Below are 26,577 nucleotides of genomic sequence, written 5' to 3'. Positions count from 1 at the left end.
ACCGCAGCAGGCGCACGGCGCCCTGGTCCTCGTCATTCCACAAGCGCCGTCGACGACGCGATCTGGCCTTGGTCAGCCGACCGGCGCGACCTGGGCCGTGCGCATCAGCGCCACATAGCCCTCCTCCAGTGATGGGCTTGCCGGCACCGCGTCTGGGCCCGGCGGTTGGTGGCTGACGACCCGGTAGTGGGTGCCGTCGGCGCGGGCGATGGCCGAGACGACGACGCCGTCGGTGGGTGGCGGGCCGGGGGTGACGATCTCCCAGGTGACGCCCTCGGCGCGGGCGGTCAGGTCGGTGACGGCGCCGGCGAACAGGACGCGGCCGGCGGCGAGGACCGCGGTCTGGCGGCAGGTCTGGGCCACGTCTTCGACGATGTGGGTGCTGAGCAGGACGGTGCGGCCGCCGGCCAGGCTGGACAGCAGGGTGCGGAAGCGGATCCGTTCCTCCGGGTCCAGGCCGACGGTTGGTTCGTCGACGATCAGCAGGGCCGGGTCGCCGAGCAGCGCCTGCGCGATGCCGACCCGCCGGCGCATGCCGCCGGAGAAACCCTTGAGCTTGCGGCGCGCGACCCCCGCCAGGCCGACCAGGTCGAGCAGCTCGTCGACCTGCCTGCGGCGGGCGGCCCGGTCGTCGAGGCCCTTCAGCAAACCGATGTAGTCGAGGAACTCGGCCGGCGACAGGTCGGGGTAGAGACCGAGGTCCTGTGGCAGGTAGCCGAGGCGTTGCTGCACCGCCAGCCGCCCGGCGCGGGTGGACAGGTCGTGCCCGCCGGCCAGGACCCGGCCCGAGGTGGCGGGGAGGACGCCGGCGAGGATACGCATCAGGGTGGTCTTGCCGGCGCCGTTGGTGCCGAGCAGGCCGTACATGCCGCCTGACACGTTCAGGTCGACACCGTCGAGCGCGGTCACGCGACCGAACCGGCGCCGCAAATCAGTGATCTCGATGTGCACGGTGCGGGTCCTCTCAGACGGTCGTGGGTGAGATTTCCCGGGTGGGCCGGGCTTGGTTGGCGGGCCAGGTGACGCGCGCGTGGCGGTGACCGGCCAGCGCGGTGACGGCGAGCGGGATCAGCCCGCACAGGATGATCACGGCGATGCTGACGGCGGCGGTCGCGCCGGACGGGTCGGGGCGCAGGAACGTCAGCCAGCCCGGTGAGCCGGCGAACAGGGCCGGGCCGTCGTCGCCGAGCAGCCAGGTCGCCGCGTAGTCGCCGATCGGGGTGAGCACGGTGCCGGTCAGCGACGGCAGCAGGCCGGGGGCGAGCATGTTGCCCCAGAACCAGTAGCCGACGAACAGGATGCGGAACAGCGGGGCCGACACGACGATCGGGCAGACCAGCGCGAAACCGGCGACCATCGCGATTCCGGGGAGGGTGACCATGGCGAATGCCACCAGGGCCCAGACGAACAGGAACGGGTCGTGCCGGTAGCCCACCTCGACGGTCGCCGCGACGAGGAGCGCGCCCAGGCCGGGCAGCGCACAGGCGGCGACACCGCCCAGGTATTTGCCGGCCAGCCGGGTGGCCGAGGCGTGCGGCAGGCTCTCCAGCAGCGGCTCGACCCGCAGCTTGCGGTCGCGGACGAGCCGGTCGGCCAGCAGCATGCCGTAGGCGAGCGGCATCAGGATCGAGAACAGCAGCGCCCAGGTGGCCATCACCTCGCGCGCAGGCGTGCCCGCCGGAAGGCTCCGTGGCCCGCGCTCGCCCTGCAGCAGCACGAGCACGCCACCGAGCAGCGCCGCGGAGATCCAGAGCGATCGTTTGCGGGCCAGCATCCGGAGCTCGTAGCGGGCCACGGCCAGCAGCGCGGTCACGCTTCCTCCTCGGTCAGCAGTCGTTGGGGTCGGCTCAGGACGGTGGCGGTGGCGGCCAGCATCAACACGCCGCCGGTGAGCAGCGCGACGCGGTTGCCGGCCCAGCCCGGGCCGTCGCCGGCCCGGGTCGTGAAGAACAGGAACACCGGGCGGAGCAGGCTGTTGCCGGCGAACGCGGAGGTCCAGATCTGCTCGGCCAGCCACACCATGCCGACGGCGGTGCTGGCCAGCACCGGGCTGCGGCTGACGGCCGCGACCAGCGCCGCGAAGCCGGCCAGCCACACCGCCGGCGCGGCCCAGACCAGCAGCGCGGCGGCACCGCGCGGGCCGGACTGGTAACCGGCCAGCGCCACCACCCCGGCGTAGGCCGTGCACAGCACGACCGTCACGACACCGACCACGCCGAGACGCCGGCCGATCGTGACCAGGTGCGGGACCGGCAGCGACAGGTGCAGCTCGCGGCAGCCCTCGCGAGTGACGACGGTCAGCGCGACCATCGCGACCGCCAGCGGCGCGATCGCCTCGAGCCCGACCAGCAGCAGGAACTCGACCTGCCCACGGGAGCCACCGCCGACCCGGACGAACACCGCGAGGGCCGCGGCGAGCAGCAGCCCGGCCGGCGGAGCGACCAGCGCCGCGGGCCCGGCCCGCCGCGCCTCGTGTATCCAGATATCCAGTCTCACGGGAATGGGTACCGCGCCGGGGGCCGCGGGTTCACTGGAAATCACAACGGATCCGCGGCGCGGTGCGCGCCAGGTGCCGAGCCTCATGACAGCGCCCCACGCAGGCTGTGGCGGGCCGCGAGCGGCGCCAGCACCACGGTCGCGAGCGCCACCGCGGCGGCGGCCAGGAGCAGCGCCGGACCGGGCCGCCAGAGCGCGTCGAGGACCGGCGCGACCGAGTGGTCGAAGATCTGGCTCGGCGCCATCAGGCGGAGCAACCAGAACGCGGTCGCCGCGGTGACCCCGGCCTCCGGGCGCCACAGGACCGCGAGCGCGAAACTGATGGCCGACAGCGGCACCAGCGGCCCGAACCAGGTCACGAACAGCTCGGCCAGGCCCAGATCGCCGCGCGGCAGGGCGACCGCCGCGGAGGCGGCCGTGCCGATGGCGACCGTCACCGACAGCACCAGGGTCAGACGCGCCAGGACCAGCACGCGCGTCGACGTCGGAGTGGCGCGGACCAGTTCGGCCGCCTCCCCGTCGGCGCCACACGCGGCGGCCACCGCCAGAGCGGCGACCAACGGAACGATCAGCGAGAGCAGGTCACCGGCCAGGCCGGCCGATGCGGTGGCCGCGAAGCTCGCCCCGGCGCCGATCACCAGGACCGCCACGGCCCACACCCGCCAACCGATCACCCGCACCTGGCGGGTCAGCAGCCCCCACGCCACACGCGCCGGAGCGGACCGGCCGCGCGCGCCGGATGGCGCGTAGACCGGGGCCACCGGGCGGGACAGCCGCGCCCGGATCGCCGCGAACGACGGCGGGTCCGACGGGGTTGCGGCCTGGGTGGTCGCGCGTATCCCCGTCGCCAACGCGGACCACGACGCGGCGTCGGCGCGGCACGTGGCGCAACCCCGCAGGTGGTCGGCGATGCGTTTCGCCGCCGGCGGCGGGACGGTGCCGGCGGCGTAGGCCGGCAGTTCATCGACCGGGTGGCTCATCGGCCCGCCTCCTTCGCGGTCAGGTGGTCGACGGGTAGCGCGCGGGCCAGGGCGGCGCGGGCGTTGAACAGGCGGCTCTTGACCGTGCCGACCGGGATGCCCAGCAGCGCGGCGATCTCGGTGTGTGGCAGCTCGGCCGCGAAGGCCAGGTGGAGCACCTCGCGGTGGGAGTCGGGCAGCAGCGCCAGAGCCGCTCCGACCGCGCTGACGTCGGCCCTGGCCAGGGCGACCTGCTCCGGCCGTGCGGCGCTGTCGGGCACCTGCGCCGCCTCGGCGAGCGGCCAGGTCGGTGGCGGGACCGCCCGGGTGTGCTTGCCGCACTGGCGCCGGCAGATGCCGAACAGCCAGGTGCGCACGGTGGACTCGCCGGCGAACCGGGCCGCGGCGCCCTGCCAGACGCCGACGAACGTGTCCTGCACCGCCTCCTCGGCGCGGCCGCGGTCGTCGGTGAGCTGCAGCGCATAGCGGAGCAGCACCGTCGCGTGGCGGGCGTGGAGCAGTTCGAGGGCCTGCTCGTCACCGCCCGCCACGCGACGCACCAACGCCTCGTCGGACCCGTCCATCGTGAGTGGGTACCACCTGGAGGCCCCGAGGTTCACTCCCGGAACCGGGAAATGTCGCCGGGGACTCAGATCAACTCCGCGCCGGCTGATCAGCCGATGCCGGGACGACCGCCGCGCGCTGTTCAGGGACCGGGGCCGGTGGCCGGTCGTCCAGCGTGCGCCAGACCGGAAAGACGAGCGGCGCCACCGACACCGCCAGATAACAGGCCCCGACCCCGAGCATCGCCCAACGCACACCTGCCGCGCCCGCGACGGCGCCGCCGATCAGGCCGCCGAGGGGGATGCCGGCCCAGCTCACCGCCGTGGCCAGGCCGTGCACGCGGGCCATCATGTGTGGCGGGATCCGCTCGTACATGACGGCACCGAGGATCGGGTTGACCGCGGCCAGCGCCAGGCCGGCGAGGAAGGACACGGCACAGAGCAGCCAGATCGCGTCGGACAACCCCGCCGCGGCGAACCGCGGCGCGCCGCCGACCAGGAACCCCAGCGTGAACAGAGCCCAGCGCGGGGCCCGCGGCGCGATCGCGGTGAACACCACGTTGCCGAGCACGGCGCCGATCCCGAACGACGCACCGGCGACACCGAGCGCCACCGGCGACCCGATCATGGTCGCCCAGAGCGGCAGGAGGACCGACTGGTACGCGGCGTCGAACAGGTTGGTCGCCGCCAGCATGAACACGATCGCCCCGGCCAACCGGTCGCGCCGGACGAAGTCGAACCCGGCCCGCAGCGCGCGACCGTAGGACTCCTCCTCGACCGGCGCCGCGGCCGGCCCGACCCGCACCGCCACGACCAGCAACGCCGAGATCGCGAAGGTGGCCGCGTCGAACAGCAGCACGGTCGGCGCGTCCAGGACCGCGATCAACACGCCACCGGCCGGCGCGCCCAGCAGCGTGGCCAGCCGCGACAGCCCGTCCTGCAGGCTGGTCGCCCGGGTCATCTCGATCCCGGACGCCTCCGCGACCCGCGGGAAGACGGCGTGCTTGGCGGTGTCGCCGAAACCGCGCAGGCCGCCGGCGATGCCGACCAGGACGAGCAGACCGCCGAAGCCGATCCGCTCGTGGAACAGCGGGATCGCGGCGACCGCGACGGCGCTGACGGCGTCGGCACCGATGCTGAACCGGCGGCCACCGATGCGGTCGATCAGCGGACCGCCGACCGCCGAGGCGACGACGTAGGGCAGCATCTCGACGAACGCGACCACCCCCGCGCGGGTCGCCGAGCCGGTGGTGGCCAGCACGAACCAGGGCAGCGCGAGCGCGCTCATCCGGGTGCCGACGGCGGAGATCACCTCGGCGCCGAGGAGGGCGACCAGCCCACGCCGGTTCACTGCTCGGCCCGCGGGAACGGCAGGATCTGGAACTGGACGACGACCCGCTCGGTGTCTTCGGGCTGCGGTGCTTCGGGGTCGTCGCGCCGGTAGCGCCCGAGCAGCGCGAACATCTCCTCGTTCAACTGGGCGGCCTGCTCGGCGGTGAGCCGCAGCGGCACGTCGCTGATCGTGCACGCGTCGCCCCAGGCCGGCGGCAGCGAGGCCAGCTCGTCGAGGAACCGCTCGACGCGGTCGGCGTATTGCGCCGCGACGGCGCGCAGGTAGCCCTCGGTCTCCGGCGGTGCGATGGCCGGGTTGATCTCGACGGTCGTGCTCCGGTGCGCCGCCTTCCACCAGCGCTCGCGGCCGACGTTGCGCTCCGGGTCGTCGACCACGAAGCCGTAGGTGGCCAGGATCCGCAGGTGATAGCTGGTCGCACCGGTCGACTGCCCGAGCCGCTCGGCCAACGTGGTCGCGGTGGCCGGCCCGTGCTCACGCAACAGGCCGAGGATCCGCACCCGCAACGGGTGGGCGAGGCCGCGCAGTGTGGTCGCGTCTACCCGAACTTCACGTTCCGTCATGATGCAAAGATATCTTTGCATCGGCTTCTTTGCAAGGGAGTCTTTGCATGTCGCGTACGAGTTTCTGTCGGTGGCGCGTGCGACGATCCCTGGCGTGACGCGACGCATCGACACCACCGAGCGCAGGGCCCGTCTCGCCGTCCGCCATGGCCTGGCCGGCCCCGCCGCACACGATCCGGTCGAGGTCACCCGCGACCTCGTGGTGCTGCACGCCACCGACGCGGCGACGGTCTACCTGTCGGCCGCGGCGCGCCTGCACGCGCCGGTGATCAAAGACATCGAGCAGGCGTTGTACGAGGACCGCACGCTCATCAGGATGCTCGGCATGCGCCGCACGATGTTCATCGCCCCCGTCGAGCACGCCCCGATCGTGCAGGCCGCCTGCACCGACGCGATCGCGGTGGTCCAGCGCAAGCTGCTGCTCAAGCACCTGGCCGAGGCCGGCCACGACGGGGGCGACGAGTGGCTGCGCGACGTCGAGCGCGGCACCCTGGCCGCCCTGGTCGCCCGCGGCTCGGCCACGGCCGCGCAACTGTCCGCCGACGAGCCCCGGCTGCGCACGCTGCTGTCGATCAGCGAGGGCAAGACCTACGGCGCCACTCCGGCCATCACCTCGCGGGTGCTCAACCTGCTGTCGATGGAGGGCCTGATCGTTCGCGGCCGGCCGCGCGGGTCATGGCTGTCCACGCAATACGAGTGGGCGCCGGCCTCCACGTGGGTGCCCGGCGGGCTGCACCGGCACGACGCGGCGACGGCACGGGCCGAGCTGGCCCGGTTGTGGCTGGCCCGGTTCGGCCCGGCCACGCCGGCCGACCTCAAGTGGTGGGCCGGCTGGACCAGCGCCCAGGTCAAGGCCGCGCTGGCCGCCATCGACGTCGAAGAGGTCACCCTCGACGGCGGCGAGACCGGTGTGGTGCTGGCCGACGACACCGCTCCGGTCGCGACCCCCGAGCCGTGGGTGGCCCTGTTGCCGGCCCTCGACCCGACGATCATGGGCTGGATCGGCCGCGACTGGTATCTGGGGCCGCACGCGCCGGCCCTGTTCGACCGCTCCGGCAACCCGGGCCCGACGATCTGGGCCGACGGCAAGGTCGTCGGCGGCTGGGCGCAACACGCCGACGGCCGGGTCGTGCACCGCTTCCTCGAAGACGTGCCGGCCGCGACGAAGAAGCGGGTCGCCGCCGCCGCGAGCGAACTCGCCGACTGGCTCGGCGACGTGCGGGTCAAGCCGAAGTTCCGCACGCCACTCGACCGAGAGCTGTCCGAATAGGACGAACCCGAAGGCGCGGCGCTCGCCGCGAAGCCAGCCACCGGCGGGGTCGCCACCCCGCCAGTCGCGAGTCGGCCCTTGGTGGGCGCCGGATCAGCGAGTGCGGCGGGCGCGGGCGGCCCAGATCGCGTAGGCCGGGTCGCGGTCGAGGTTGTGGCGGTCGCGGTCGTAGCGGCGGGTGGTGCGCGGGTCGGCGTGGCCCATCGCGTCCTGCACGTCCTCGAGCGCCACTCCCTCGGCCCGCGCGGTCGTCGCGAACGCGTGCCGCAGCGAGTGCGGTGAGAGGCGCTCGGCGGCCGGGATGCCGGCGTCGCGGGCCACCCGGCGCACCAGGCGGAAGATCGCGTGCCGGTCGAGCCGGCCGCCCGACGCGGTGGCCAGCAGCGGCCCGGCCAGCACGCCGACGCTGACGCCGGCGGCCTCGGCCCGCTCGGTCAGGTAGGCGTCGACGGCCGCCGCGGTGCCCGGGGTCAGGGCGCGCCGGCGGTGCTTGCCGCCCTTGCCGGTGAACCGGATGCTGCGGTGGCCGCGCTCCTCCCCCAGGTCGGTGACGTCGAGCGAGACCAACTCACCGACCCGCAGGCCCAGGTCGGCGAGCAGGGCCAGCGCGGCCCGGGTGCGGGCGGCGGTCGGGCCGGTCGCGACGGCGGCCGCGTGCAGCAACGCGTCGACCTCCTCCGGCGCGAGGCCGACGGTGGCCGAATGGTCGCGGTCGACGCGCGGGCGGTCGGCACCGGACACCGGGTTGGCGTCGAGGGCGCGGAGCTTGACCAGGAAGTCGTACCAGCTGGACAGCGCCGACATCTTGCGCGCCACCGTGGTCGGTGCCGCCGTCTCCTCGACCTCGCGGGCGTAGGCGTTGACGTCCAGGAACGTCGCCGCCAGCGGGTCGATCCCCCGGCCGGCACACCAGGCCAGCCAGCGGGTCACGTCGCGGCGGTAGGCGGAACGGGTGTGCGGGGAGAGCCGGCGGTTGGCGAGCCACGCGTCGGTGAACTCGCTCGCGCCGCCGGCATCCCGCGCCGGCACGCCGAAGCCGGCCGGCACGAGCGAGGTCACGCCGTGACGCTAGAGCGCGGGTGCCGGCGTGGCCGCGCGGCGCGCCGCGCCCGTCGCGAACTTCGCGGGGGTGGTGCCGAGGTAGCGACGGAACGTACGCGTCAGGTGCGCCTGGTCGTAGAAACCGGCGCTCGCCGCGACCGCCGCGGCCGGCTGCCCGGCGAGCAGCAACGCCCGGGCCCGGTCGACCCGGCGGCCCACCAGATAGGCATGCGGTGGCAGGCCGAACTCCGCGGTGAACGCGCGGACCAGGTGGGTGGGATGCGCACCCAACCGTTCGGCCGCCGCGGTCAGGGTCAGCCCACTGGTCACGTGCGCGTCGAGCAGGTCCCGCAGGTCGCGGGCCAGCCGGCGCGGCGGCGGCGCCGGCCGGGCCTTGCCGAGGTGGTCGTGCAGGCGCTCGACCACCAGCGCCAGGCGGCTCTCCGCGTGCAGTTCGTCGCCCGGGCCGTCGAGCGCCCGATGCAACTGGCCGACCCGCCGGCGCAGCAACGGATCCGCCAGTGCCGGGTGGTCGACGGCGGCACCGACCAGGTCGAGGTCGACGACACCGGGATCCAGGTAGAGGACCCGTTTCACGAACCCGCCGGGGGTGGCGGCGCGACCGTCGTGCGGTACGTGCGGCGGCAGCAGTGTCACCTGGTCGCCGACCGCGCCGTGGCCGTGCCGGTCGAGGTCGTAACGGATCGCGCCGTCGTCGACCACGAGCAGTGTCCACGCGTCGTGGGTGTGCAGCGGGTAGGCGTGCGTCACGAACCGGGCGTGCAGCACCTCGGCGACCCCGGGCACCGCCGGGCGCCACGCGCGCAGCCGCTGGCCGTCCATGTCAGGAACGTACAAGACCGGGCGCCCGCACGGCCGGCACGCTGGTCGGCATGAGGTTCGACACCAAGATCGCCGTGCTGCTCCGTGACGACCTGGCCGCCTGGCAGCGGCTCAACGTGACCGCGTTCCTGGTCAGCGGAATCGCCGGCACCAGACCGGAAACCATCGGCCAACCGTACGCGGACGCCGACGGCACCCCGTACCTCCCGATGTTCCGTCAGCCCGTGATGGTTTTCGCGGGCGACGCCGCCCTGCTCACCGCGGCCCGGGAGCGGGCGCTGCGCCGCGGCCTGGTCCCGGCCGTGTTCACCGCGGACCTGTTCGCGACCGGCAACGACGCCGCCAACCGCGAGGCGGTCGCCGCCGTCCACGCCGACAAGCTCGACCTGGTCGGCCTCGCGATCTACGGCCCCCGCGGCGACGTCGACAAGGTCGTCAAAGGCGCGGTCCTACACCCTTAGGCCGGCCCTTAGGCCGCACCCTTGGGCCGCGCCCGCACGTGCATCCGTTCCCCCTGTGGGCCGAACAGGCTCAGCACCTCGGCCGGCTGGTCGTGCGGGTTGGTGATCGCGTGCGGGGTCCGGGTGTCGAACTCGGCGACCTCGCCCTCCTCGATCGTCAGGTCGTGCTCGCCCAACTGCAGCCGCACGCGGCCGGAGAGGACGTAGAACCACTCGTACCCCTCATGGCGTTGCAGCTCTTGACCCTGGGGTGCGTAACGGGCCGGGATGATCTGTTTGTAGGCCTGCATGCCGCCGGGCCGCCGCGTCAACGGCAGCCAGGTGACCGGGCCGCGGCGGATCGGTCGGGCGTGCACCCGCGGGTCACCCGTCTCGGGCGCGCCGACCAACTCGTCGAGCGCCACCTGGTGGGCCCGGGCGAGCGGCAGCAACAGCTCCAGCGTCGGCCGCCGCTGCCCGGCCTCCAGGCGGGACAGGGTGCTGACCGAGATGCCGGTCGTCGCGGACAGCTCGGCCAGGGTGACGCCGCGCTGCCGGCGCAGCGCCCGCAGCCGTTCGCCGACATTGCGCGGGTCCATGCCGTCAAATTTGCCAGAGCGGCAACGAAAATTGCCACCGGCCGGGTCGGCGGGGCACCGTCGAAGGCATGGAAACCTATGACGTGATCATCATCGGCGGCGGCCCCGCCGGGCTGGCCGGCGCGCTCACCCTGACCCGCGCCCGCCGCCGCGTGTTGGTGGTCGACGACGGCACCCCACGCAACGCGGCCGCCGGCCACGTGCACAACTACCTCACCCGTGACGGCACGCCGCCCGCGGAACTGCTCGCCATCGGCCGCGCCGAGGTGGCGGGCTACGGCGGCGAATTCCTCGCGGGCACGGCCACCGCCGCCAAACCGTCCACCGCCGGCTTCACGGTGACGCTCGACGACGGCCGCGTGCTCGGCGCCCGCCGGCTGCTGGTGACCACCGGCCTGACCGACGAACTGCCCGACGTCCCCGGCCTGGCCGGCCGCCTCGGCGACGACGTGCTGCACTGCCCCTACTGCCACGGCTGGGAGGTCCGCGACCGGGCGATCGGCATCATCGCGACCAACCCGATGGTCGCTCACCAGGCCCTGCTCTGGCGCCAGTGGACGGCCGACCTCGTGGTCGTCCTCAATGGACAGCCGGCACCGGGCCCGGAGGAGGCCGCGCAACTGAAGGCCCGGGGTGTCCGCGTGATCGACGACCGGGTCACGCTGCTGGACTCCGACCGCACCGCCCACCTGGCCGGCGGCACCACGCTGACCCGAGACGCCTGGGTCGCGGCGACCCGGATGGCCGCCCGTGACGGCCTGCTGGCCGACCTCGGCGCCGAGATCGAGCCGGTGAAGATGGGCGACCACGTGATCGGCACGGCGGTCAAGGCCGACCCGAACGGCGCCACCACCGTCCCCGGCGTCTGGGTCGCCGGCAACATCTCCGACCTACGCGCCCAGGTCATCGTCAGCGCCGCCGAGGGCCTGACCGCCGGTGCGATGATCAACGCCGACCTCGCGATGGAGGACGCGCGCCTGGCCACCGGCTGAACTCCCCTCTCGCCGCACGCCACCCACGCGCCGCGTCACTGCCCGATCCTCGCCGGCCGGCGTCGCGCGGCCACGTCCCGACACCACCAGAGCTTGGCTCCCGCGGCCCGGCGCGGCCGCGGGTCGCTAGACCTTGGATCCCGCGGCCGGGGACTGGCGGTCACCGAGGTTGACTGCCACCCGGCGTTGCCGGCGCCGGCCCTGGGGAGCTGCGGCTGCGAAGCATGCCCAGATCTTCCCAGCCGTCGATCACGTCGCCGAACCCGCGGGCCCGCGCGAGCCGCTCGATGTCGGTGAACCACGCCGACGCCGGCTCGGCGATCAGCCGCTCAGCCGTCCACGGCGCGGGCAGCGGGTAACGGGACAGTTCCCAACGCAGGTACTTGTTGTAGGGCCGCACCCGCCCGTGCAGCGCGAACAGCGTCCACAGCAACCACGGCCCCGCCTCGGTCTCGTCGAGGCGCGCCAGGTCGTCGTGGCCGTCCCGCCGGCTCTTCGCGGCCCGGTAGACGAAGTTGATGTAGCCGTCGAGTTGCTCGCGCACGAACGCGTCGGCCTCGGCCGGCGCCAGCGTGGCCTGCGCGGCCACCAGCGCGGCGATCCGCCCATCGAGACGATCGAGCAGGACGACCGCGCCACGGTACGCGTACCGCGCCCACCGGTCCGACACGTCGGCCAGTTCGTCGACCGTCATGACGGCGGCGTCCAGCGAGGGCGTGAGCGAGGTGACCCACCGGCCGTCGCGCTCCCGCACCACCACGAACACGTCATGGTCGGAGTCCGGCCCGGCCGTCCCGCGCGCCCGCGACCCCGACAGGATCAGCCCCACCACGGCCGGGTCCGCGGTGGCGCGCGCGACCAGATCGTCGTAGCCGCTCACGGACGGTCCACCCGCGGCAACGTCGGCCAGCGCCAACTCGCCCAGTGCGGCCAGCTCTCGAACCCCTCCGGCGGGGCGGGCAGCGGCGCATAGCTGAGCTCCGCCTCCGTCGGCGGCTGGAACAGCGCCAGGAAGCGGTCGTGGTCGGCGTCGCTCATCGCGAAGGTGGACCCGGGTTCCTCCCGCCACCGCAGCTCGGCCCGCGCCCGCCGCTGCGCCTCACCCAGCTCGAGATACCGCAGCTCGAACCCCGCACCGGCGGCCTCGGCCACCGCCCGGATCGCGTAGCGCTCCTCGCTGGACCAGCACCCGAAATCCAGGATGACCGAGGCCCCGCTGCGCAGCACCTCGTACGCGGTCCAGATCATCCGCCCCTCGAGAATGTCGCGCCGCCCACCGGCATCGTTGTGCCCAAACAACGGCGCCATCCACTCGTCGGGGGTCAGGCGCAGCACGCGCCGCTCCTCGGCGATTCGCTTCGCCAGCGTCGTCTTCCCGGAACCCGGCAGCCCGACGGTCAACACCAGCGTCGGCACGGAACCCTCACAGCCGCCGTACGCGCAGCACGCACGTCAGCATCGGCAGGGTGAACTCGCCGGCGGCGGTCTCCGGCCGGCTCTTCAGGAAGGCGCGGATGCGGCCGAGCGTGGCCGCCCGTTCCGGTTCCGGCATGACCAGCATCCCCGCCCGCGTGGCCAGGGTGGCGACGAGCGAGTCGGCGGTGCGGCGCTGCCCGTGCGCGAACTCGGCCTGCTCCGGCGACCCGAACCGCGCCGGCCCGCCGTCCTTGGGCAGGTGCGCGGACGCCGTCTGCGCGCGCCAACTGACCGGCGTGTCGCGCGGGCCGATGGCCGCGCTCCCGCTGACCCTCGCCAGCTCGGCGACCCACTCGACCCGGTCGTCCAGCACGTTCCACAGCCCGGCCAGCACGCCGCCGGGTGCCAGCACCCGGGCGATCTCCGGCCCGGCGACGGCCATGTCGAACCAGTGCATCGCGTTGCCGGACACCACCGCGTCGACGGACGCTTCCGGCAGCGGGATCGCCTCGGCGCTGCCCGGCAACGCGCGCACGCCGGGCAGCGCCCGGCGCAGTTCGGCCAGCATCGCCGGGTCGGGCTCGACCGCGATGACGTCGGCGAGCCGGTCAACGGGCGACCGCCCGTCAACCCCTGGCTCGAGAAACCCGCCTACGAGCACGCCGCCCCCGGCGCCGGGATCGAGGAGTCCGTCGACCAGCGTGCCGGTGAGCTTGCCGGTTCCGGCGCCGAGGTCGAGAACCCGGGTTCCCGGGGCGGCGGCGAGCGCCCACCGGACCGCGGCCCGCGCGTAGTCGGGGCGGTGTTCGGCGTACGCGGTCGCCGCCGCGCCGAACGAGGAGGCGTGGATGTCGGCCGGTGTCATGCCTGGCAGCGTTTCACAGCCGGACCAGGTCGGCGATCTCCTCGGGCAGGCCCGGGGAGAAGAAGATGTGACCCATGCCGGGTACGACGTGCAGGCGCGCGCCCGGGATCGCGGCGGCCAGGGCCTGGCCGTGTGCGAGCGGGAAGACCGGGTCCTGGTCGCCGTGCAGGATCGTGGTCGGGGCGGTGATCGACGAGAGCGGAGCGCGCAGGTCGGCGCCGACGATCTGACAGGCCCGGTCGTGGTTGCCGGCCGCGGCCGGGTCGACGGCCCGCGACCAGGCCAGCTCGAGCATCGCGCGGGCGCCCGGCTCGTCGAACGGCCGGACCGTCCCGTTGAAGACCCGGAACAGGGCCACGTCGGACTCCACTCCGCGCGGCAGCCCGGCCGCCACGTGCGCGAGGAACGCCGGTGACGGCGGCGGCAGGTCATCGGGTGCGGGCGGCTCACCGGCGCGCGCCCGGGCCTGGGCCGGCCGCGGGTCGTAGCCCATCGGCGAGCTGCCGATCACGGTCAGCGACAGCACCCGGGCGGGCTCGTGCACCGCCAGCCACTGCCCGAGCATCCCGCCCATCGAGGCGCCGGCGACGTGCGCGGCGGGCAGCCCGTAGCCGTCGAGCACGGCCAGGCAGTCGCGGGCCAGGTCGCCCAGCGTGTAGGGATGTTCCTCGAAGTCGACGGTGCTCGACCGGCCGGTGTCGCGGTGGTCGAACCGGATCACCTGAGCGCCGCGGGCCACGAGCCGGTCGACCAGCGCGTCGGGACAGGTGATGCCCTGCGCGGCCGAACCCATGATCAGCAGAACCGGCGGGTCGTCCGGGTCGCCGGACCGTTCGGTCCACAGCCGCAACGGCCCCGACGGCACGAACCGCTCCCGTGTCTCCAGCATGCCGAGCACCGTAGGGCCCGATCCGCGGGCCGGCCACCGGATTTCGGCCGTACACCATAATGACAGTTATGGTGTACGGCCTTGGGCGCTGAATTAACGGATTACTGATAACGGCAATTCGATAATCCCGCGAGATGGGTGCCGAGGCGGGTGCGGGGAGGGATTTCGTCAGCCCAGGGCGAGGCTGCGCGGCGCCAACCGCTCCCGCTCACCGGGCCCGAACGACAGCCGTCCGGTGGCCTTGCGCAGGAACGTGGTCCGGTCCAGGCCGACCTCGGCCAGCCGGGCGTCGGCGTCCTCGTCCAGCAGCAGGTCGGTGAGCACCTCGGCGGTTGCCGGCGTCAGCCACGGCGGGCGGTCCAGCGCCGCGGCCAGGTCAAGCCCGTGGATGCCGACCTCGACGATCCGGGTGACCAGGAAGTCGGTCAGAGTCATCGCGTCGCCGTGCCGGGTGAGCACGACGCGGCCCGGGGCCTCCGCGGCACACAGGTCGGCCACGGACCGCCAGGTGCGGTCGAACTCCGCGAGCAGCGCGGTCGCCGACCCCGCACCGCTGGCGCGGGACAGGCCCAACGCCACCCGGGCGGCGTTGACCGGCGGTGAGAACCGCTCCCCGGCCCGGTAGTAGTCGACCGCGCTCACCGACGCGGCGACCGGCGCCGGTGCGGCGAGCATCCCCGGCACCCACGCGATGACCGTGACCACGTGCCCGAGCAGCCCCGCGACGTTCCACGGCGGGCACCCCGTCGGCCGTGCCCACTGCGCGTCAGCGAGCCCACCCAGCGAAGACGCCAGCCGCGCCGCCTCCGCGCGGAACGCGGCCAGCACCGTCAACCGGCGAGCACCTCGGCGAACCGTTCGGTGTCGATGTTGCCGCCCGACAGGATCACGCCCACCCGCCCGCGGACCTGGCCGGTCAGCACCGCCGCCAGCCCGGTCGCGCCACTGGGCTCCAGCACGATCTTGAGGCGGTCGAACGCGAACCGCATCGCCTCGCGGATCTGGTCGTCGGTGACCAGCACGATCTCGTCGACCAGCCGCCGGTTGACCGAGAAGGTCAGCTCGCCGGGGATGTCGGCGGCCTGCCCGTCGGCGATCGTGCGCGGCACCGGGATCCGGACCCGCTCGCCGGCGGCCAGGGACCGCCGGGTGTCGTCGCCGTCGACCGGCTCGACCCCGACGACGCGGATGTCCGGCCGCAGGCCCTTCGCCGCGGTCGCGGTGCCGGCGATCAGCCCACCGCCGCCGACCGGGGCCACCACCACGTCGAGGCCGTCGACCTCGTCGAGCAGTTCCAGCGCCGCCGTGCCCTGGCCGGCGATCACGTCGGGATGCTCGTACGGCGGGATGAGCGTCAACCCCCGCGACTGCGCGAGGGCCGCACCCAGCGCCACGCGGTCCCCGGTGTAGCGGTCGTAGGTCTGGATCTCGGCTCCGTAGCCGGCGACGGCGGCCCGCTTCGACGCGGGCGTGTCCGCCGGCATCAGGATCACCGCGCTGCTGCCGCGTTCGCGTGCCGCCAGCGCGACCGCCTGGGCGTGGTTGCCCGACGAGTAGGCCGCGATGCCCCGCGCCAGTTGCGCCGCCGTCAGCCGCGACACCGCGTTGTAGGCCCCGCGGAACTTGAACGCGCCGATCCGCTGCAGGTTCTCGCACTTGAGGAACACCTCGCCGCCGGCGCGGGCGTCGAGGGTGCGGGAGCGCATGACGGGCGTACGGTGCGCGACGCCCTCGATCCGGACCGCGGCGGCGCGCACGTCGTCGAGGCTGGGCGCGGGCGGTTCGGGTAGCGGCACGGCGGCGATCCTAAACGATCCGGTCCGCTCAGCGCCGCAGCAGTTCCACGGCCCGCGCGACCGTCGTGCGCAGGGCGGCCCGGGACTGGTCGGTGTCGTCAAGCACATCGAACGCGTGCTGGCCGTCCGGCACGTCGATGATCTCCAGGGGTGCCTTGGCGGCCGCGGTGATGAACTCGTCGACGAAGCCGGCCAGCAGCGGGCGCTCGCGGCCGACCCGGGTCAGCACGATCGCCGGCGCGTCAGCGCCGGCCGACGCGACCGCCTCGATCGGCGTGAACCGCGGGTCGAGGCGGAGCCGCTCCTGCTCCGGCAGGTGCGGTGCCGGCGAGGCCAGCAGCGGATAGCTCAGGAAGATGGCCCGGAGCCAGGCCGGGCGGTCGCGGAGCCAGTCGGCGCTGAGCAGGCCGCCGCCGGAGAACACCCAGTAGACGACCCGGTCGCCGTCGACGTCGGGGTGGGCGCGCAGCGTCTCGGCGGCGACCGCCACGTCGGCGGCGGCGCTGACCGCGTCGACGGTCGGGCCGTCGGGGGTGTCGACGACGTGCAGCCGGTGGTCGACGACCGCGGCCGCGACGCCGGCCTCGACGAGCAGGGCCGCGTAGCCGTGCTTGACCGGCCAGCCGCGCGGCGGGGTGCCCAGATCCGCGGGGATCGGCCCGCCGTGGATGAGCAGCACGACCGGGTGTGGCCCGGGACCGGCCGGCAGGTAGAGGTCGAGGTTGCCGGCCAGCGCGACCGGTTTCGGGAGATCGGGGTGATCGATCACGAATGGGAGCAGGAACCGCGGTATCTCGTTCACGCCCGGCAGTGTGCCCGCCGGCCGGCCCGGACGCGAGCGAGAATCGGTCGGTGGCCGACCTCGAACCCTTGCTGCGCGACCTGGCGCCACAGGTGCTGAGCGCGGTGCTGCGCCACTTCGGCGACTTCGACGCGGCCGAGGACGCCGTCCAGGAGGCGCTGCTCGCCGCCGCCACCCGGTGGCCCGCCGACGGGGTGCCCGACAACCCGCGCGGCTGGCTGGTCACGGTCGCGTCGCGGGCCCGGATCGCGGCCTGGCGCCGGGACACCGCCCGGGAGCGACGCGAGGAGACGGTCGCCCGGATGCCGGCGCCGGCGCCCGGGCCGGCCCGCGACGACACGCTGACCCTGCTGCTGCTCTGCTGCCATCCCGCGCTGACCCCGGCGTCGCAGGTGGCGTTGACGCTGCGGGCGGTCGGCGGGCTGACCACGGCCGAGATCGCCCGGGCGTTGCTGGTCCCGGAGGCCACGGTGGCGCAGCGGATCAGCCGCGCCAAGCAGAGCATCCGCGCGGCCGGCGCGCGGTTCACCCCGCCGCCACCCGAGGAGCGGCCGGCGCGGCTGGCGGCCGTACTCCACGTGCTGTATCTGGTCTTCAACGAGGGTTACACCGCCAGCTCCGGGGAGCGGCTGCACCGGGTCGAGCTGACCGCGGAGGCGATCCGGCTGGCGCGGCAGGTGCACGACCTGCTGCCCGGCGACGGTGAGGTGGCCGGGCTGCTCGCGCTGATGCTGCTGACCGATGCCCGCCGGCCGGCCCGCACCCGCGCCGACGGTGCGCTCGTGCCGCTGGCCGAGCAGGACCGCACGCTCTGGGACCGGGCCGCGATCGCCGAGGGGGTCGACCTGGTCAGCGCGGCGCTGACCAGCACCGCGGTCGGGCCCTACCAGCTCCAGGCGGCGATCGCCGCCGTGCACGACGAGGCGCCGGCCGCCGCCGACACGGACTGGCGGCAAATCCTTGGTTTGTACGACGCCCTCGACCGGATCGCGCCGGGGCCGATGGTGACGCTGAACCGGGTGGTGGCCGTGGCGATGGTGCACGGGCCGGCCGCGGGCATCGAGGCGCTGGAGGGCGCCGGGCCGATGCTGGAGGGCCATCACCGGGTGGCCGCGGTGCGGGCGCATCTGCTGGAGATGGCCGGTGACCGGGCGGGCGCGCGGGCGGCCTACGAGCAGGCGGCGCGGCAGACGCTCAGCGGGCCGGAACGTGCCTACCTGCGGGGGCGGGCGGATCAGACCTCGACGTAGCCGCCGGTGCGCCAGTAGAGGCCGGCCTCGCGGGCCATCAGCCCCGTGTCGATCAGGTAGCGGCGCAGCGAGACGTAGTCGGGCTCGTAGAACGCGCGCAGGGCGGCGTCGACCTCCTTCTCCGGGAACTTCTTCCCCGGCTCGAAGACGGTGACGATGTGCTCCAGCACGACCTGGCGTTTGGCGGCGCGCGCCGGGATGGAGGTGAGCCGGCCGTCGCGGAGGAACGCGCCCAGGATGCGCTCACGGCGTTGGTCGAGGTCCATCCGGCCACCGTATCCGCGCTCCATCGGCGTCGGCATCCTGGTTTTCTAGCGCTTGCCGATGAACGCCTCGATGCCGTCGAGCAGGCGCTGCAGGCCGAAGTCGAAGGCGCGGTCCGGGTCGCCGAGCCCGTAGGCCTCGCCGGCGGCGGCGCCGACCCGGGCCGCGAGGGGGAAGCGCTGCGGGTCGAACACCTTCTCCAGCAGCGGACCCTGCACCTCCCACCACTGGTCGTCGCTCATCCCGCTGCGGGCCGGCGCCTGGGCCGCTTCGACCGCCGCCTGCCCGGCGCCGGTGACGTACGCCAGCACCGCGGTCAGCAGCGTGTCGATGTCGACATCGGACAGCCCGGTGCCGTCGAGCGCGCCGAGTTCGTAGTCGTATTTGGCCAGCAGGTTGGGGCCCATCGGCGGCCGGGCGGTGCCGACCTGGAGCAGCCACGGGTGGGCCCGGTAGAGGGCCAGGTTGGCCCGGGCGACGTGTTCGAGCTTCGCCCGCCAGCCGCCGGGCAGGGCCGGCCGGTCGATCTCGCCGAGCACCTGGTCGATCATCAGGTCGACGAGTTCGCCCTTGCCGGGCACGTAGGTGTAGAGCGACATCGCGCCCACGCCGAGCCGCTCGGCGACGCGGCGCATGGACAGCGCGCCGAGCCCGTCGGTGTCGGCGATCTCGATGGCCGTGGCGACGATCCGGTCGACCGACAGGCCGCTGCGCCCCTCCCGGTCGGCGGCGCGCCAGAGCAGCGCCATGCTGCGCGTCGGGTCGCCGGTTCCGGTGTGTTCGACAGCCATCGTTGGCACCTCGTTCCGTACGGTGTACCGTACGCCGTACGGAGTGCTCCGTACAGCGTACCGATCATAAGGGGTGGCCCATGGAAGCGGTGACGGCGCACGGCCTGCGCCGGCGGTTCGGCACGGTTGACGCGCTCGCCGGCGTCGACCTGGCGGTGCCGGCGGGCTCGGTGCACGGGCTGCTCGGCCCGAACGGCGCGGGCAAGACCACGCTCGTGCGGATCCTGACCACGCTGCTGCGCCCGACCGGCGGCACGGCGGCGGTGGCCGGCTTCGACGTCGGCCGCGACCCCGACCGGGTCCGCGCCAGCATCGGCCTGGTCGGCCAGCACGCGGCCGTCGACGAGATCCTGTCCGGGCGGCAGAACCTGGAGATGTTCGGCCGCCTCCACCACCTGGGCGGGGCCGTCGCCCGGCAGCGGGCCGGCGCGTTGCTGGATCGGTTCGGCCTGGCCGACACCGGGTCGCGGCCGGTCAGCACCTACTCCGGCGGGATGCGGCGCCGGCTCGACCTGGCCGCCAGCCTGATCACGGCGCCGCCGGTGCTGTTCCTCGACGAGCCGACCACCGGCCTGGACCCGCGCAGCCGCACCGAGGTCTGGGACGCGGTGCGCGCCCTGGTCGCCGGCGGCACGACGGTGCTGCTCACCACGCAATACCTGGAGGAGGCCGACCGGCTCGCCGACCACGTCACGGTCATCGACCACGGTGCGGTGGTCGCCTCGGGCACCCCGTCGGCGCTGAAGGAACGGCTCGGCGGCGACCGGATCGACCTGGTCGTGCACGACGCGGCCGACGTGCCGGCCGCGGCGGCGCTGCTGGCCCGGATCACCGGGAACGCCCCGGACACGTCGGTGGACGACCGCCGCGTGGGCGTCGCGGTCGCCGACCGGATGGCCGCGCTGACCGCCGCCATACGCGCGCTGTCGGATGCTGATATCGCGGTCGAGGACGTGACCCTGCGCCGGCCCACCCTCGACGAGGTCTTCCTGCACCTGACCGACCGCGAGCGGGTGGCGGCGTGAACCGGCTGCGCTGGGCGCTCGCCGACGGCGCCACACTGACCCGCCGCGACCTCGACCACTGGGCCCGGCAGCCGGCCCAGGTCGTGATCGGCCTGCTGTTCCCGGTGATGATCATGCTGATGTTCGGCTACCTGCTGGGCGGCGGCATGACGGTGCCCGGCGGAGGCTCCTACCGCGAGTTCCTGATTCCCGGGACGCTGGCGCTGACCATGGTGTTCGGCCTGGAGGGCACCTTCCAGGCGATCAAGAACGACGTCGCGAAGGGCGTCACCGACCGGTTCCGCTCGATGCCGATGGCGTCGTCGGCGGTGGTCGTCGGCCGAAGCGTCGCCGACCTGCTCAACGCGGTGGTCTCGCTGGCCGCCCTGGTGCTGTGCGGGCTGGCGGTCGGCTGGCGCTGGCATTCCGGCCTGGCCGCGGCGCTGGCCGCCGTCGGCCTGCTGCTCCTGCTGCGGTTCGCGATGCTCTGGATCGGAATCTGGCTGGGCCTGGTCGTCCGTGGCGAAGGCGCGCTGGTGGCGGTGCAGATCGTGGTCTGGCCGCTGGGCTTCCTGTCCAGCACCTTCGCGGCGCCGTCGACCATGCCGGGCTGGCTCGGCGCGATCGCGTCCTGGAACCCGCTGTCGTCGACGGTCGGCGCGGCCCGGGAGCTGTTCGGCAACCCCGGCTGGGGCGGTTCGTCCTGGGTGGAGCAGCACGCGATCCTGCTGGCCGTCCTCTGGCCGGCCGCGCTGATCGCGATCTTCGCCCCGCTGTCGGTCCACCGCTACCGCGGCCTGGACCGCTAGGTCGCCGCGTCACCGGCATCCGTCCCTTCCTGGGCGCGGCGCGGCGTGCCGCGCCGCGGCGGTCGGGTCGGTAGCGTGCCTTCACCGTGGACACCGTTGCCGCCGAGACCCGGCCCTGCGCCCACTGTGGCCGCCCCGTCGCCCAGAACGTCGGTGCCGGGCGCCCCTTCCGCTACTGCCGCGACAACGACGGCGAGTGCCAGAAGGCGTCCCGCAACGCCCGGATGCGCCAGCGCGGCGCACCCGGGCTGACTGGTCAGATCGCCCGCACCTGGGAGGTCGTCGACCGGCTCGACCAGGTCGTCGAGACGCTCTCCGACGCGCTGCACGCCGAGTTGTCGCCGGCGGGGGTGGAGAGCCGGATCGCGCAGGTCCGCGCCGAGGCGGCCACCGCCGTCGCCGCCGCACAGACCGAGCGCGACGACGCCCGCCGGGCCGCCGAGCAGGCCGGCGCCGACGCCAACGCGGCCCGCCAGGACCGCGACGGTGCCCGCCGGGACGCGGCCGCCGCGCAGGCCACGGCCGAGGCCGCCCGCCGCCGGGCCGACGAGGCCAGCGCCGTCGCGCGGGAGGCCGAGCGGCTCCGCGACGCGGCACAGCAGGCGGCGTCGGCGGCCGCGGCGCTGCGCGCCCAGGCGGAGGCCGACCGCGACACCGCGCGCCGCGACGTGCGGGCGCTGCGTGGCGAGTTGGACGCGGCCGGCCGCCAGGTCGCCGACCTGACCCGGGACCGCGACACCGCCCGCGCCGACGCCCGCCGCGCCACCGACTCGGCCGCGGCGGCGCTCGAGCAGGCGGCCCGGTTCCAGGCCGAGGCCGAGAGCGCCAACCAGGCCGCCGCCGAGGCCCGCGCGGCGGCCACCGCCGCCGACCGGGAGCTGGCCGCGGAACGCGACCGGGCCAAAGACCGCGAGCAGGTGCTCGCCGCGGAGCGCGAGCGGGAGCGTGACCGGGCGAAGGAGCGCGAGCTGGCGCTGGGCGCCGAACTGCGGCAGGTGCGGGACGCCGCGGACATCGCACAGGCCGACCTGCGGGCCCGGCTCGCCGACGCCGCCGCCGAGCGCGACGCCGCCCGGGACCGGGCCACCCAGCTCGCCGCCCAGGTCGGCGACCTCGCCGCGGCCCTGGCCGCCCTCGGCGCGGCCCGCACGGCCGGCGCGGCCCGGACGGCCGGCGCGGACCGCCCGGCCGGCGCAGACCGGACGACCGGCTTGGACCGGACGACCGGCGCGGACCGAGCCGCCCCGCACACAGCGGACCTGCCGGCGCAGCCCATTGCGCGGTGAACGCGGTGACGCATCTCGCATCCACTGAACGGCCGTTTACCCCGGAACATCCCGGACAATCGGATCAATGAGCCGGAAAACTCGCGACGCGCGTCGCCGTGAAATCGCTCATGAACGCGCGTCTGCCGCTACGCTCTGACCGTTTACGACGACGTACCTTTGTAAGGAGCGGGACGCGCGTGGGCACCGGGAATCTTTCCGGGTTCGCCTGTCGTTGTTTCGTGTGGACGACAAGCAAGACGACCGAGGGGAAGAGCCGATCATGGGCGAGCGCATGCTGCGCGGCAGCCGTCTAGGCGCAGTCAGCTACGAATCCGACCGCAACACCGAGCTCGCCCCACGTCAGACCCGCGAGTACCTGTGCGCGAAGGGGCACCAGTTCGAGGTGCCGTTCGCAGTCGACGCCGAGGTCCCGATGACCTGGGAGTGCAAGTTCGACGGCAGCGTGGCACGGCTGGTCGACGGCAGCGAGCCGGAGCAGAAGAAGACCAAGCCCCCGCGTACCCACTGGGACATGCTCCTGGAGCGGCGTTCGATCGCCGAGCTCGAGGACATCCTGGCTGAGCGGCTCGAAGAGGTCCGAGCCCGGCGCGGCGGCAAGTAGACAAGCAGCAGCGAAAAGCTCCCGCACCCCGTTGAGGCGGTGCGGGAGCTTTTTCGTGTCTGTCTGTCAGCGGCGCGGGCCGTGCTCCACGATCTCGCCCTCGATGACCGGGCCGGGGCCGGGCTCGCCGGTGCTGGTCGGCGGCGTCGTCGTCGGGTGGATCCCCGGGCCGGGCTCCGCCGTGCCGGTCACGGTCGGGCCGGACGGCACCGGACCTGGGCCGGCGGTGCCACCGCCGTCTCCCTCGGGCGGCCGGGGCGCGCCCCGGCGCACCCGCACGCGGCGCGGACCGAACAGGTCACCGGCCGCGGCGGAGGAGATCCGCCGCTCGGTCGCCCGCCGGGCCACCACCCGGGCGATCTGCCGGCCCGGCGGCACCGCCAGCAGGATGCCGAGCGCGGCCGTCACGAGGCCCGGGATCGCCAGCAGCACACCGGCGCCGAGCCCCACCAGACCGTCGGTGACCTGGTTGCCCGGTGGCCGGCCGGCGTCAGCCGCGGCCCGGAAGCCCCGCCACGCCCGCATTCCCTCGCGGCGCAGCAGCAACACGCCCGCCGCCGAGGCGGCCAGCACCAGCAGCACCGTGAAACCGAAGCCGATCCAATGCGCGACCAGCACGAACACGGCGATCTCGACCACCGCGGTGATCAGGATCGCCAACGGCAGCCAGCGGGCCAGCCTTCCTCGTCGCATCAATCCAGCATGACACGCGTGCGCACGGGTGGCGTCAGGGTCGCGTCAGGGTTTGTCACTGGTGTCGCGGCGGCCGAACAGCGCGTCACGGCGGGACCGCAGGCCCCACACGGTGACCCGCATCAGCGCCTCGCGGACGATCGACGAGCTCATCTTGCTCGCGCCCCGTTCACGCTCGGCGAACGTGATCGGCACCTCGACGATCTTGAATCCGGCCTTGTGCGTACGCCACGTCAGCTCGACCTGGAACGAGTAGCCCTGCGAGGCCACCGTCTCGAAGTCGATCTTCTCCAGCACCGGGATCTTGTAGACCCGGTAGCCGCCGGTCGCGTCGCCGTGCGGCATGCCCAGCGCCAGGCGCACGTAGGTGTTGCCGACGCGGGAGATCAGGAAGCGGTGCCAGGGCCAGTTGACCACCTTGCCGCCCGGCGTCCACCGGGAGCCGATCACGGCGTCGGCGGTGCGGGCGGCGTCGAGCAGCACCGGAAGCTGCTCCGGGGCATGTGACCCGTCGGCGTCCATCTCGACGACGGCGTCGTAGCCGTGGTCGATCGCCCACCGGAAACCCTGCACGTAGGCGGCACCCAGGCCCTGCTTGCCGGGCCGGTGCAGGACGTGGACGTGGTGGTCCTCGTCGCTGATCCGGTCGGCGATCCCGCCGGTCCCGTCGGGGCTGTTGTCGTCGGCAACGAGGATCTCGGCCGCGGGCACCGCCCGCCGGATCCGCCCGACGATGATCTCGAGGTTGTCGGCCTCGTTGTAGGTGGGCACCACGACGAGCACCCGTCCCACGCCCGGGTAGCCCTCCGTCACGTCGCCAACCGGCGTGTTGCCCTCGCTCACCCTGACTCCGTTCGCGTCCCGTCGGCCTCGTCCGCCGCTGTCGTGGTCTGAGCTGTCCCTGGTGTACCCAGTTCTGCCCCGGTAGGTGTCACGTGCACGGGCCGGCGGCGCCGGATCACGGCCGCGGCGACCAACGTGGCCACCGCGAGGCCGGACAGCACCATCTCGGGCCAATACCCCAACTGCGTTGCAAGCGTACGCGTTGCGCGTGGAGTCATCTCGGCGACCAGGACACCCGGGGTGTTGAAGCCCGTTTCCTGACTCACCGACCCGTCGGCGCCCACGAACCCCGACACGCCGACCGTCGAGGCCATCAGCGCGTCACGGCCGTGCTCGACGGCCCGGAGCCGGACCATCGCGAGCTGCTGCCGTGCCTCGGACTCGTCGAACGTGGCGTTGTTGGTCTGCACCGCGAGGATCCCGGCGCCGCCGGTCACCGTATCGCGGACGATCCCGTCGTAGGCCACCTCGAAGCAGATCACGTCGCCGATCGTGGCCGGTCCCATGTCGAGCACGCCCGGGGTCTGGCCGGCGACGAAGTCGGACCGGACCCGGTCGACCTCCTTGCTGACCATCCGGGCGATGTCGCGCAGTGGGATGTATTCGGCGAACGGGACCGGGTGCCGCTTGACGTACATCCGCGACTCGTCGGGCCCCTGGCCGGGCAGCCAGACCACGCCGGCGTTGCGGACCTGGTTCTCGCCCGGACCGCGCAGCACCGCGCCGACCAGGATCGGCGCCTTGACCGAGTCGGCGGCACGGCTGATCTCGGCGGCCGCCTGCGGGTCGAGGAACGGGTCGACGTCGCTGGAGTTCTCCGGCCAGATCACCAGATCGGGCTGCTTCTCCTGCCCGGTGGTGACCCGCCCGGCCAGCTGGAGGGTCCCGTTGACGTGGTTGTCGAGCACGGCCCGGCGCTGCGCGTTGAAGTCCAGGCCCAGCCGCGGCACGTTGCCCTGCACGATCGCGACCCGCACCGGCGGCCCGCTGGCCGACCCGCCGACCGGCACCAGCAGCCCGGCGGCAGCGAGGGCGACCGCACCGGCACCGAGCAGAACGCTCGCGGGACTCAAGCGCGGCCGGATGGCCGGTGTGCCGCCACGCGGCCATGCCGCCGCGACGAGCAGGCCGCCCACCAGGGCGACGACGAAGGTGACCAGGGGCGCGCCGCCGAGGGCGGCGAAGCGCAGCGCGGGTGAGTCGCCCTGGCTGAAGGCGAGCCGGCCCCACGGGAACCCGCCGAACGGGAGCCGGTCGCGGGCGGCCTCCTGGCCGACCCAGAGCAGCGCGGTCAGCAGCGGCCAGGTCCAGCGGTGCCGGTCGACCAGCGGGCTCGCGTAGGCGGCCAGGGCGCCAAGCAGCGCGATGAACAGCGACTCGGCGACGAACAGCAGCACCCACGGCAGCACGCCGGTGTGCAGGTTGGTCCACTCCAGCAGTGGGCCGAAGAACACCAGCCCGGCGATCAGGCCGAGGCCCGCACCGGCCCTGACCCGGCGGCGGTGCACGGCGGCGGCCAGCAGGGCGACGGCGACCGGGGCCAGCCACCACAGGTCGTAGCGGGGGAACGCCAGCAGTTGCGCCAGACCGGCGGCGAGGGCCATCGGGACGGCGGCCCGGACCGGCAGCGGCCGGGGTGCCGGCGACGGCGCGGCGGTCTCCCGCTCCGCCTCGACCATGGTCACCATCGTTCACCCATGCGGGAAGGGTACGGCAGCCAACCACCAAGATCGCGAGCCGTCCGACAACAGAAATCGGGGCGTGACCTCGCGGTCACGCCCCGATGCTCCCAGGCCCTTCCCCGGCCGGTGTGGCAAAGGCTGTCCGCGTGACCTTCGTTCCGACCTGACGACGGTTGGCTACCCCCGCCGGGCCGTTGTCTACTGGCCGCACGTTCCCCCTTGCCCGTACACCGGTATCGGCGACCTGATCGTTCGTGGCGGCTCGGTGCGCCGCCCCGCGCCGGCCGTCCCTCGACCCGCTGGACCTGGCCGCCGCGGCAGCCGGATGGTCGCGGACCACCGGCCCCGCTCGGCCAGCGGGTGTGAGGAATGAGCGAACGACAGGCCACTTCCCGTGTAGGACTCAACGACGGTACGCGGCGCACCCCCGGCCCTGTCAACCGTTGTGTGACACCGGATTCAGGCC

At 74.1% G+C, this 26,577-nt stretch carries 29 protein-coding genes and 1 pseudogene; 8 read left to right on the top strand and 22 right to left on the bottom strand.

Translation table 11 applies throughout. The features are described 5' to 3' along the window. Positions 1-72: 72 nt before the first annotated feature. From AB0J74_RS26255 to AB0J74_RS26225, 7 genes are all read right to left on the bottom strand, one after another. Complete coding sequence (locus AB0J74_RS26255) at positions 73-951, bottom strand: ABC transporter ATP-binding protein (protein WP_363452375.1); 879 nt, start codon at positions 949-951, stop codon at positions 73-75. Between the two features lie 13 nt (positions 952-964). Continuing rightward, positions 965-1,813: a hypothetical protein gene (locus tag AB0J74_RS26250; RefSeq protein WP_363452373.1), complete on the bottom strand. Its 849-nt coding sequence runs from the start codon at positions 1,811-1,813 to the stop codon at positions 965-967. After that, the gene (locus AB0J74_RS26245; RefSeq protein ID WP_363452371.1) at positions 1,810-2,496 is read right to left on the bottom strand and encodes a hypothetical protein; all 687 of its coding nucleotides are present in this window, start codon (positions 2,494-2,496) and stop codon (positions 1,810-1,812) included. The genes AB0J74_RS26250 and AB0J74_RS26245 overlap by 4 nt, the downstream gene beginning before the upstream one ends. An 83-nt stretch (positions 2,497-2,579) precedes the next feature. Then, the gene (locus tag AB0J74_RS26240; RefSeq protein ID WP_363452369.1) at positions 2,580-3,476 is read right to left on the bottom strand and encodes a zf-HC2 domain-containing protein; all 897 of its coding nucleotides are present in this window, start codon (positions 3,474-3,476) and stop codon (positions 2,580-2,582) included. Beyond that, the gene (locus tag AB0J74_RS26235; RefSeq protein ID WP_363452367.1) at positions 3,473-4,039 is read right to left on the bottom strand and encodes a sigma-70 family RNA polymerase sigma factor; all 567 of its coding nucleotides are present in this window, start codon (positions 4,037-4,039) and stop codon (positions 3,473-3,475) included. The genes AB0J74_RS26240 and AB0J74_RS26235 overlap by 4 nt, the downstream gene beginning before the upstream one ends. Positions 4,040-4,109: 70 nt before the next feature. Beyond that, the gene (locus tag AB0J74_RS26230) at positions 4,110-5,369 is read right to left on the bottom strand and encodes an MFS transporter (protein WP_363452365.1); all 1,260 of its coding nucleotides are present in this window, start codon (positions 5,367-5,369) and stop codon (positions 4,110-4,112) included. After that, entirely contained in the window at positions 5,366-5,932 is a 567-nt protein-coding gene (locus AB0J74_RS26225; RefSeq protein ID WP_363452363.1) for a helix-turn-helix domain-containing protein, read from the bottom strand. Before AB0J74_RS26225 ends, AB0J74_RS26230 begins: the two co-directional genes overlap by 4 nt. 94 nt (positions 5,933-6,026) lie before the next feature. Between AB0J74_RS26225 and AB0J74_RS26220 the strand changes: the two genes are divergently transcribed. Further along, positions 6,027-7,202, top strand: coding sequence for a winged helix DNA-binding domain-containing protein (locus AB0J74_RS26220; protein ID WP_363452361.1), 1,176 nt, complete (start codon positions 6,027-6,029; stop codon positions 7,200-7,202). Positions 7,203-7,295: 93 nt separating this feature from the next. Here AB0J74_RS26220 and AB0J74_RS26215 read toward each other — a convergent pair whose 3' ends face one another. Next, complete coding sequence (locus AB0J74_RS26215) at positions 7,296-8,261, bottom strand: tyrosine-type recombinase/integrase (protein ID WP_363452359.1); 966 nt, start codon at positions 8,259-8,261, stop codon at positions 7,296-7,298. A gap of 9 nt (positions 8,262-8,270) precedes the next feature. Then, a complete protein-coding gene (locus AB0J74_RS26210) occupies positions 8,271-9,086 on the bottom strand; it encodes an AraC family transcriptional regulator (RefSeq protein WP_363452357.1) in 816 nt (271 codons plus the stop codon). A gap of 50 nt (positions 9,087-9,136) precedes the next feature. Here AB0J74_RS26210 and AB0J74_RS26205 point away from each other — a divergent pair, with 50 nt between their 5' ends. Then, complete coding sequence (locus tag AB0J74_RS26205) at positions 9,137-9,547, top strand: DUF2000 domain-containing protein (protein ID WP_363452355.1); 411 nt, start codon at positions 9,137-9,139, stop codon at positions 9,545-9,547. 8 nt (positions 9,548-9,555) lie between these two features. Here AB0J74_RS26205 and AB0J74_RS26200 read toward each other — a convergent pair whose 3' ends face one another. After that, positions 9,556-10,125: a helix-turn-helix domain-containing protein gene (locus tag AB0J74_RS26200; protein WP_363452353.1), complete on the bottom strand. Its 570-nt coding sequence runs from the start codon at positions 10,123-10,125 to the stop codon at positions 9,556-9,558. A 68-nt stretch (positions 10,126-10,193) separates the two neighbouring features. On the opposite strand from AB0J74_RS26200, the gene AB0J74_RS26195 reads away from it, so the two are divergent. Further along, on the top strand, positions 10,194-11,117 hold the full coding sequence (locus AB0J74_RS26195; protein ID WP_363452351.1) for an NAD(P)/FAD-dependent oxidoreductase: 924 nt from the start codon (positions 10,194-10,196) through the stop codon (positions 11,115-11,117). A gap of 160 nt (positions 11,118-11,277) precedes the next feature. Here AB0J74_RS26195 and AB0J74_RS26190 read toward each other — a convergent pair whose 3' ends face one another. The 7 genes from AB0J74_RS26190 to AB0J74_RS26160 form a co-directional block, all read right to left on the bottom strand. After that, positions 11,278-11,997: a nucleotidyltransferase domain-containing protein gene (locus AB0J74_RS26190; RefSeq protein WP_363452349.1), complete on the bottom strand. Its 720-nt coding sequence runs from the start codon at positions 11,995-11,997 to the stop codon at positions 11,278-11,280. Next, a complete protein-coding gene (locus AB0J74_RS26185; RefSeq protein WP_363452347.1) occupies positions 11,994-12,533 on the bottom strand; it encodes an ATP-binding protein in 540 nt (179 codons plus the stop codon). The genes AB0J74_RS26190 and AB0J74_RS26185 overlap by 4 nt, the downstream gene beginning before the upstream one ends. Before the next feature lie 7 nt (positions 12,534-12,540). Then, positions 12,541-13,398, bottom strand: coding sequence for a class I SAM-dependent methyltransferase (locus AB0J74_RS26180; protein ID WP_363452345.1), 858 nt, complete (start codon positions 13,396-13,398; stop codon positions 12,541-12,543). 13 nt (positions 13,399-13,411) lie between these two features. Continuing rightward, positions 13,412-14,287, bottom strand: coding sequence for an alpha/beta fold hydrolase (locus AB0J74_RS26175; RefSeq protein WP_363452343.1), 876 nt, complete (start codon positions 14,285-14,287; stop codon positions 13,412-13,414). A gap of 168 nt (positions 14,288-14,455) precedes the next feature. Continuing rightward, positions 14,456-15,115 (bottom strand): maleylpyruvate isomerase N-terminal domain-containing protein, encoded by a 660-nt coding sequence (locus AB0J74_RS26170; protein WP_363452710.1) that lies wholly within the window; start codon positions 15,113-15,115, stop codon positions 14,456-14,458. Between the two features lie 2 nt (positions 15,116-15,117). After that, the gene (locus AB0J74_RS26165; RefSeq protein WP_363452341.1) at positions 15,118-16,083 is read right to left on the bottom strand and encodes a pyridoxal-phosphate dependent enzyme; all 966 of its coding nucleotides are present in this window, start codon (positions 16,081-16,083) and stop codon (positions 15,118-15,120) included. Positions 16,084-16,111: 28 nt separating this feature from the next. Next, positions 16,112-16,885, bottom strand: coding sequence for a hypothetical protein (locus AB0J74_RS26160; protein ID WP_363452339.1), 774 nt, complete (start codon positions 16,883-16,885; stop codon positions 16,112-16,114). 50 nt (positions 16,886-16,935) lie between these two features. On the opposite strand from AB0J74_RS26160, the gene AB0J74_RS26155 reads away from it, so the two are divergent. After that, a complete protein-coding gene (locus AB0J74_RS26155; protein WP_363452337.1) occupies positions 16,936-18,135 on the top strand; it encodes a sigma-70 family RNA polymerase sigma factor in 1,200 nt (399 codons plus the stop codon). On the opposite strand, the gene AB0J74_RS26150 is transcribed toward AB0J74_RS26155, so the two are convergent. Then, entirely contained in the window at positions 18,120-18,401 is a 282-nt protein-coding gene (locus AB0J74_RS26150; RefSeq protein ID WP_363452335.1) for a DUF2087 domain-containing protein, read from the bottom strand. The two genes, AB0J74_RS26155 and AB0J74_RS26150, sit on opposite strands and share 16 nt — an antisense overlap. A gap of 45 nt (positions 18,402-18,446) precedes the next feature. After that, a complete protein-coding gene (locus tag AB0J74_RS26145; protein WP_363452333.1) occupies positions 18,447-19,190 on the bottom strand; it encodes a TetR/AcrR family transcriptional regulator in 744 nt (247 codons plus the stop codon). A gap of 80 nt (positions 19,191-19,270) precedes the next feature. Here AB0J74_RS26145 and AB0J74_RS26140 point away from each other — a divergent pair, with 80 nt between their 5' ends. The 4 genes from AB0J74_RS26140 to AB0J74_RS26125 all read left to right on the top strand — a co-directional run bounded on the left by AB0J74_RS26140 (position 19,271) and on the right by AB0J74_RS26125 (position 22,893). Next, positions 19,271-20,215, top strand: a complete 945-nt coding sequence (locus AB0J74_RS26140; RefSeq protein WP_363452331.1) for an ATP-binding cassette domain-containing protein — start codon at positions 19,271-19,273, stop codon at positions 20,213-20,215. Continuing rightward, the gene (locus AB0J74_RS26135; protein ID WP_363452329.1) at positions 20,212-21,003 is read left to right on the top strand and encodes an ABC transporter permease; all 792 of its coding nucleotides are present in this window, start codon (positions 20,212-20,214) and stop codon (positions 21,001-21,003) included. Before AB0J74_RS26140 ends, AB0J74_RS26135 begins: the two co-directional genes overlap by 4 nt. An 86-nt stretch (positions 21,004-21,089) precedes the next feature. Continuing rightward, complete coding sequence (locus AB0J74_RS26130) at positions 21,090-22,289, top strand: hypothetical protein (RefSeq protein WP_363452327.1); 1,200 nt, start codon at positions 21,090-21,092, stop codon at positions 22,287-22,289. 262 nt (positions 22,290-22,551) lie between these two features. Beyond that, positions 22,552-22,893 (top strand): RNA polymerase-binding protein RbpA, encoded by a 342-nt coding sequence (locus tag AB0J74_RS26125; RefSeq protein ID WP_116076937.1) that lies wholly within the window; start codon positions 22,552-22,554, stop codon positions 22,891-22,893. Positions 22,894-23,139: 246 nt separating this feature from the next. Here the strand turns inward: AB0J74_RS26125 and AB0J74_RS26120 are convergent. The 3 genes and pseudogenes from AB0J74_RS26120 to lnt all read right to left on the bottom strand — a co-directional run. Then, positions 23,140-23,586 (bottom strand): annotated as a pseudogene (locus tag AB0J74_RS26120) (FxsA family protein); the annotation flags it as partial. A 45-nt stretch (positions 23,587-23,631) separates the two neighbouring features. Then, positions 23,632-24,429, bottom strand: coding sequence for a polyprenol monophosphomannose synthase (locus AB0J74_RS26115; RefSeq protein ID WP_363452324.1), 798 nt, complete (start codon positions 24,427-24,429; stop codon positions 23,632-23,634). Continuing rightward, positions 24,426-26,108 carry an apolipoprotein N-acyltransferase gene (gene lnt / locus AB0J74_RS26110; protein ID WP_363452322.1) on the bottom strand — a complete coding sequence of 561 codons (1,683 nt, stop codon included), beginning with the start codon at positions 26,106-26,108 and terminating at the stop codon, positions 24,426-24,428. Before lnt ends, AB0J74_RS26115 begins: the two co-directional genes overlap by 4 nt. Positions 26,109-26,577: the final 469 nt, after the last annotated feature.

This window comes from Asanoa sp. NPDC049573 (assembly GCF_040676615.1).
In the GTDB taxonomy this organism is placed as follows: domain Bacteria; phylum Actinomycetota; class Actinomycetes; order Mycobacteriales; family Micromonosporaceae; genus Asanoa.
The sequence above is the reverse complement of the archived record's forward strand: the minus strand, read 5'-3'. Positions and strand labels throughout refer to the sequence as shown.

Coding starts and splice junctions, on each gene's coding strand:
- AB0J74_RS26240 (WP_363452369.1), bottom strand. CDS start 3,476: ATGAGCCACCCGGTCGATGAACTGCCGGCCTACGCCGCCGGCACCGTC.
- AB0J74_RS26235 (WP_363452367.1), bottom strand. CDS start 4,039: ATGGACGGGTCCGACGAGGCGTTGGTGCGTCGCGTGGCGGGCGGTGAC.
- AB0J74_RS26225 (WP_363452363.1), bottom strand. CDS start 5,932: ATGACGGAACGTGAAGTTCGGGTAGACGCGACCACACTGCGCGGCCTC.
- AB0J74_RS26210 (WP_363452357.1), bottom strand. CDS start 9,086: ATGGACGGCCAGCGGCTGCGCGCGTGGCGCCCGGCGGTGCCCGGGGTC.
- AB0J74_RS26205 (WP_363452355.1), top strand. CDS start 9,137: ATGAGGTTCGACACCAAGATCGCCGTGCTGCTCCGTGACGACCTGGCC.
- AB0J74_RS26200 (WP_363452353.1), bottom strand. CDS start 10,125: ATGGACCCGCGCAATGTCGGCGAACGGCTGCGGGCGCTGCGCCGGCAG.
- AB0J74_RS26195 (WP_363452351.1), top strand. CDS start 10,194: ATGGAAACCTATGACGTGATCATCATCGGCGGCGGCCCCGCCGGGCTG.
- AB0J74_RS26180 (WP_363452345.1), bottom strand. CDS start 13,398: ATGACACCGGCCGACATCCACGCCTCCTCGTTCGGCGCGGCGGCGACC.
- AB0J74_RS26175 (WP_363452343.1), bottom strand. CDS start 14,287: ATGCTGGAGACACGGGAGCGGTTCGTGCCGTCGGGGCCGTTGCGGCTG.
- AB0J74_RS26150 (WP_363452335.1), bottom strand. CDS start 18,401: ATGGACCTCGACCAACGCCGTGAGCGCATCCTGGGCGCGTTCCTCCGC.
- AB0J74_RS26145 (WP_363452333.1), bottom strand. CDS start 19,190: ATGGCTGTCGAACACACCGGAACCGGCGACCCGACGCGCAGCATGGCG.
- AB0J74_RS26140 (WP_363452331.1), top strand. CDS start 19,271: ATGGAAGCGGTGACGGCGCACGGCCTGCGCCGGCGGTTCGGCACGGTT.
- AB0J74_RS26125 (WP_116076937.1), top strand. CDS start 22,552: ATGGGCGAGCGCATGCTGCGCGGCAGCCGTCTAGGCGCAGTCAGCTAC.
- lnt (WP_363452322.1), bottom strand. CDS start 26,108: ATGGTCGAGGCGGAGCGGGAGACCGCCGCGCCGTCGCCGGCACCCCGG.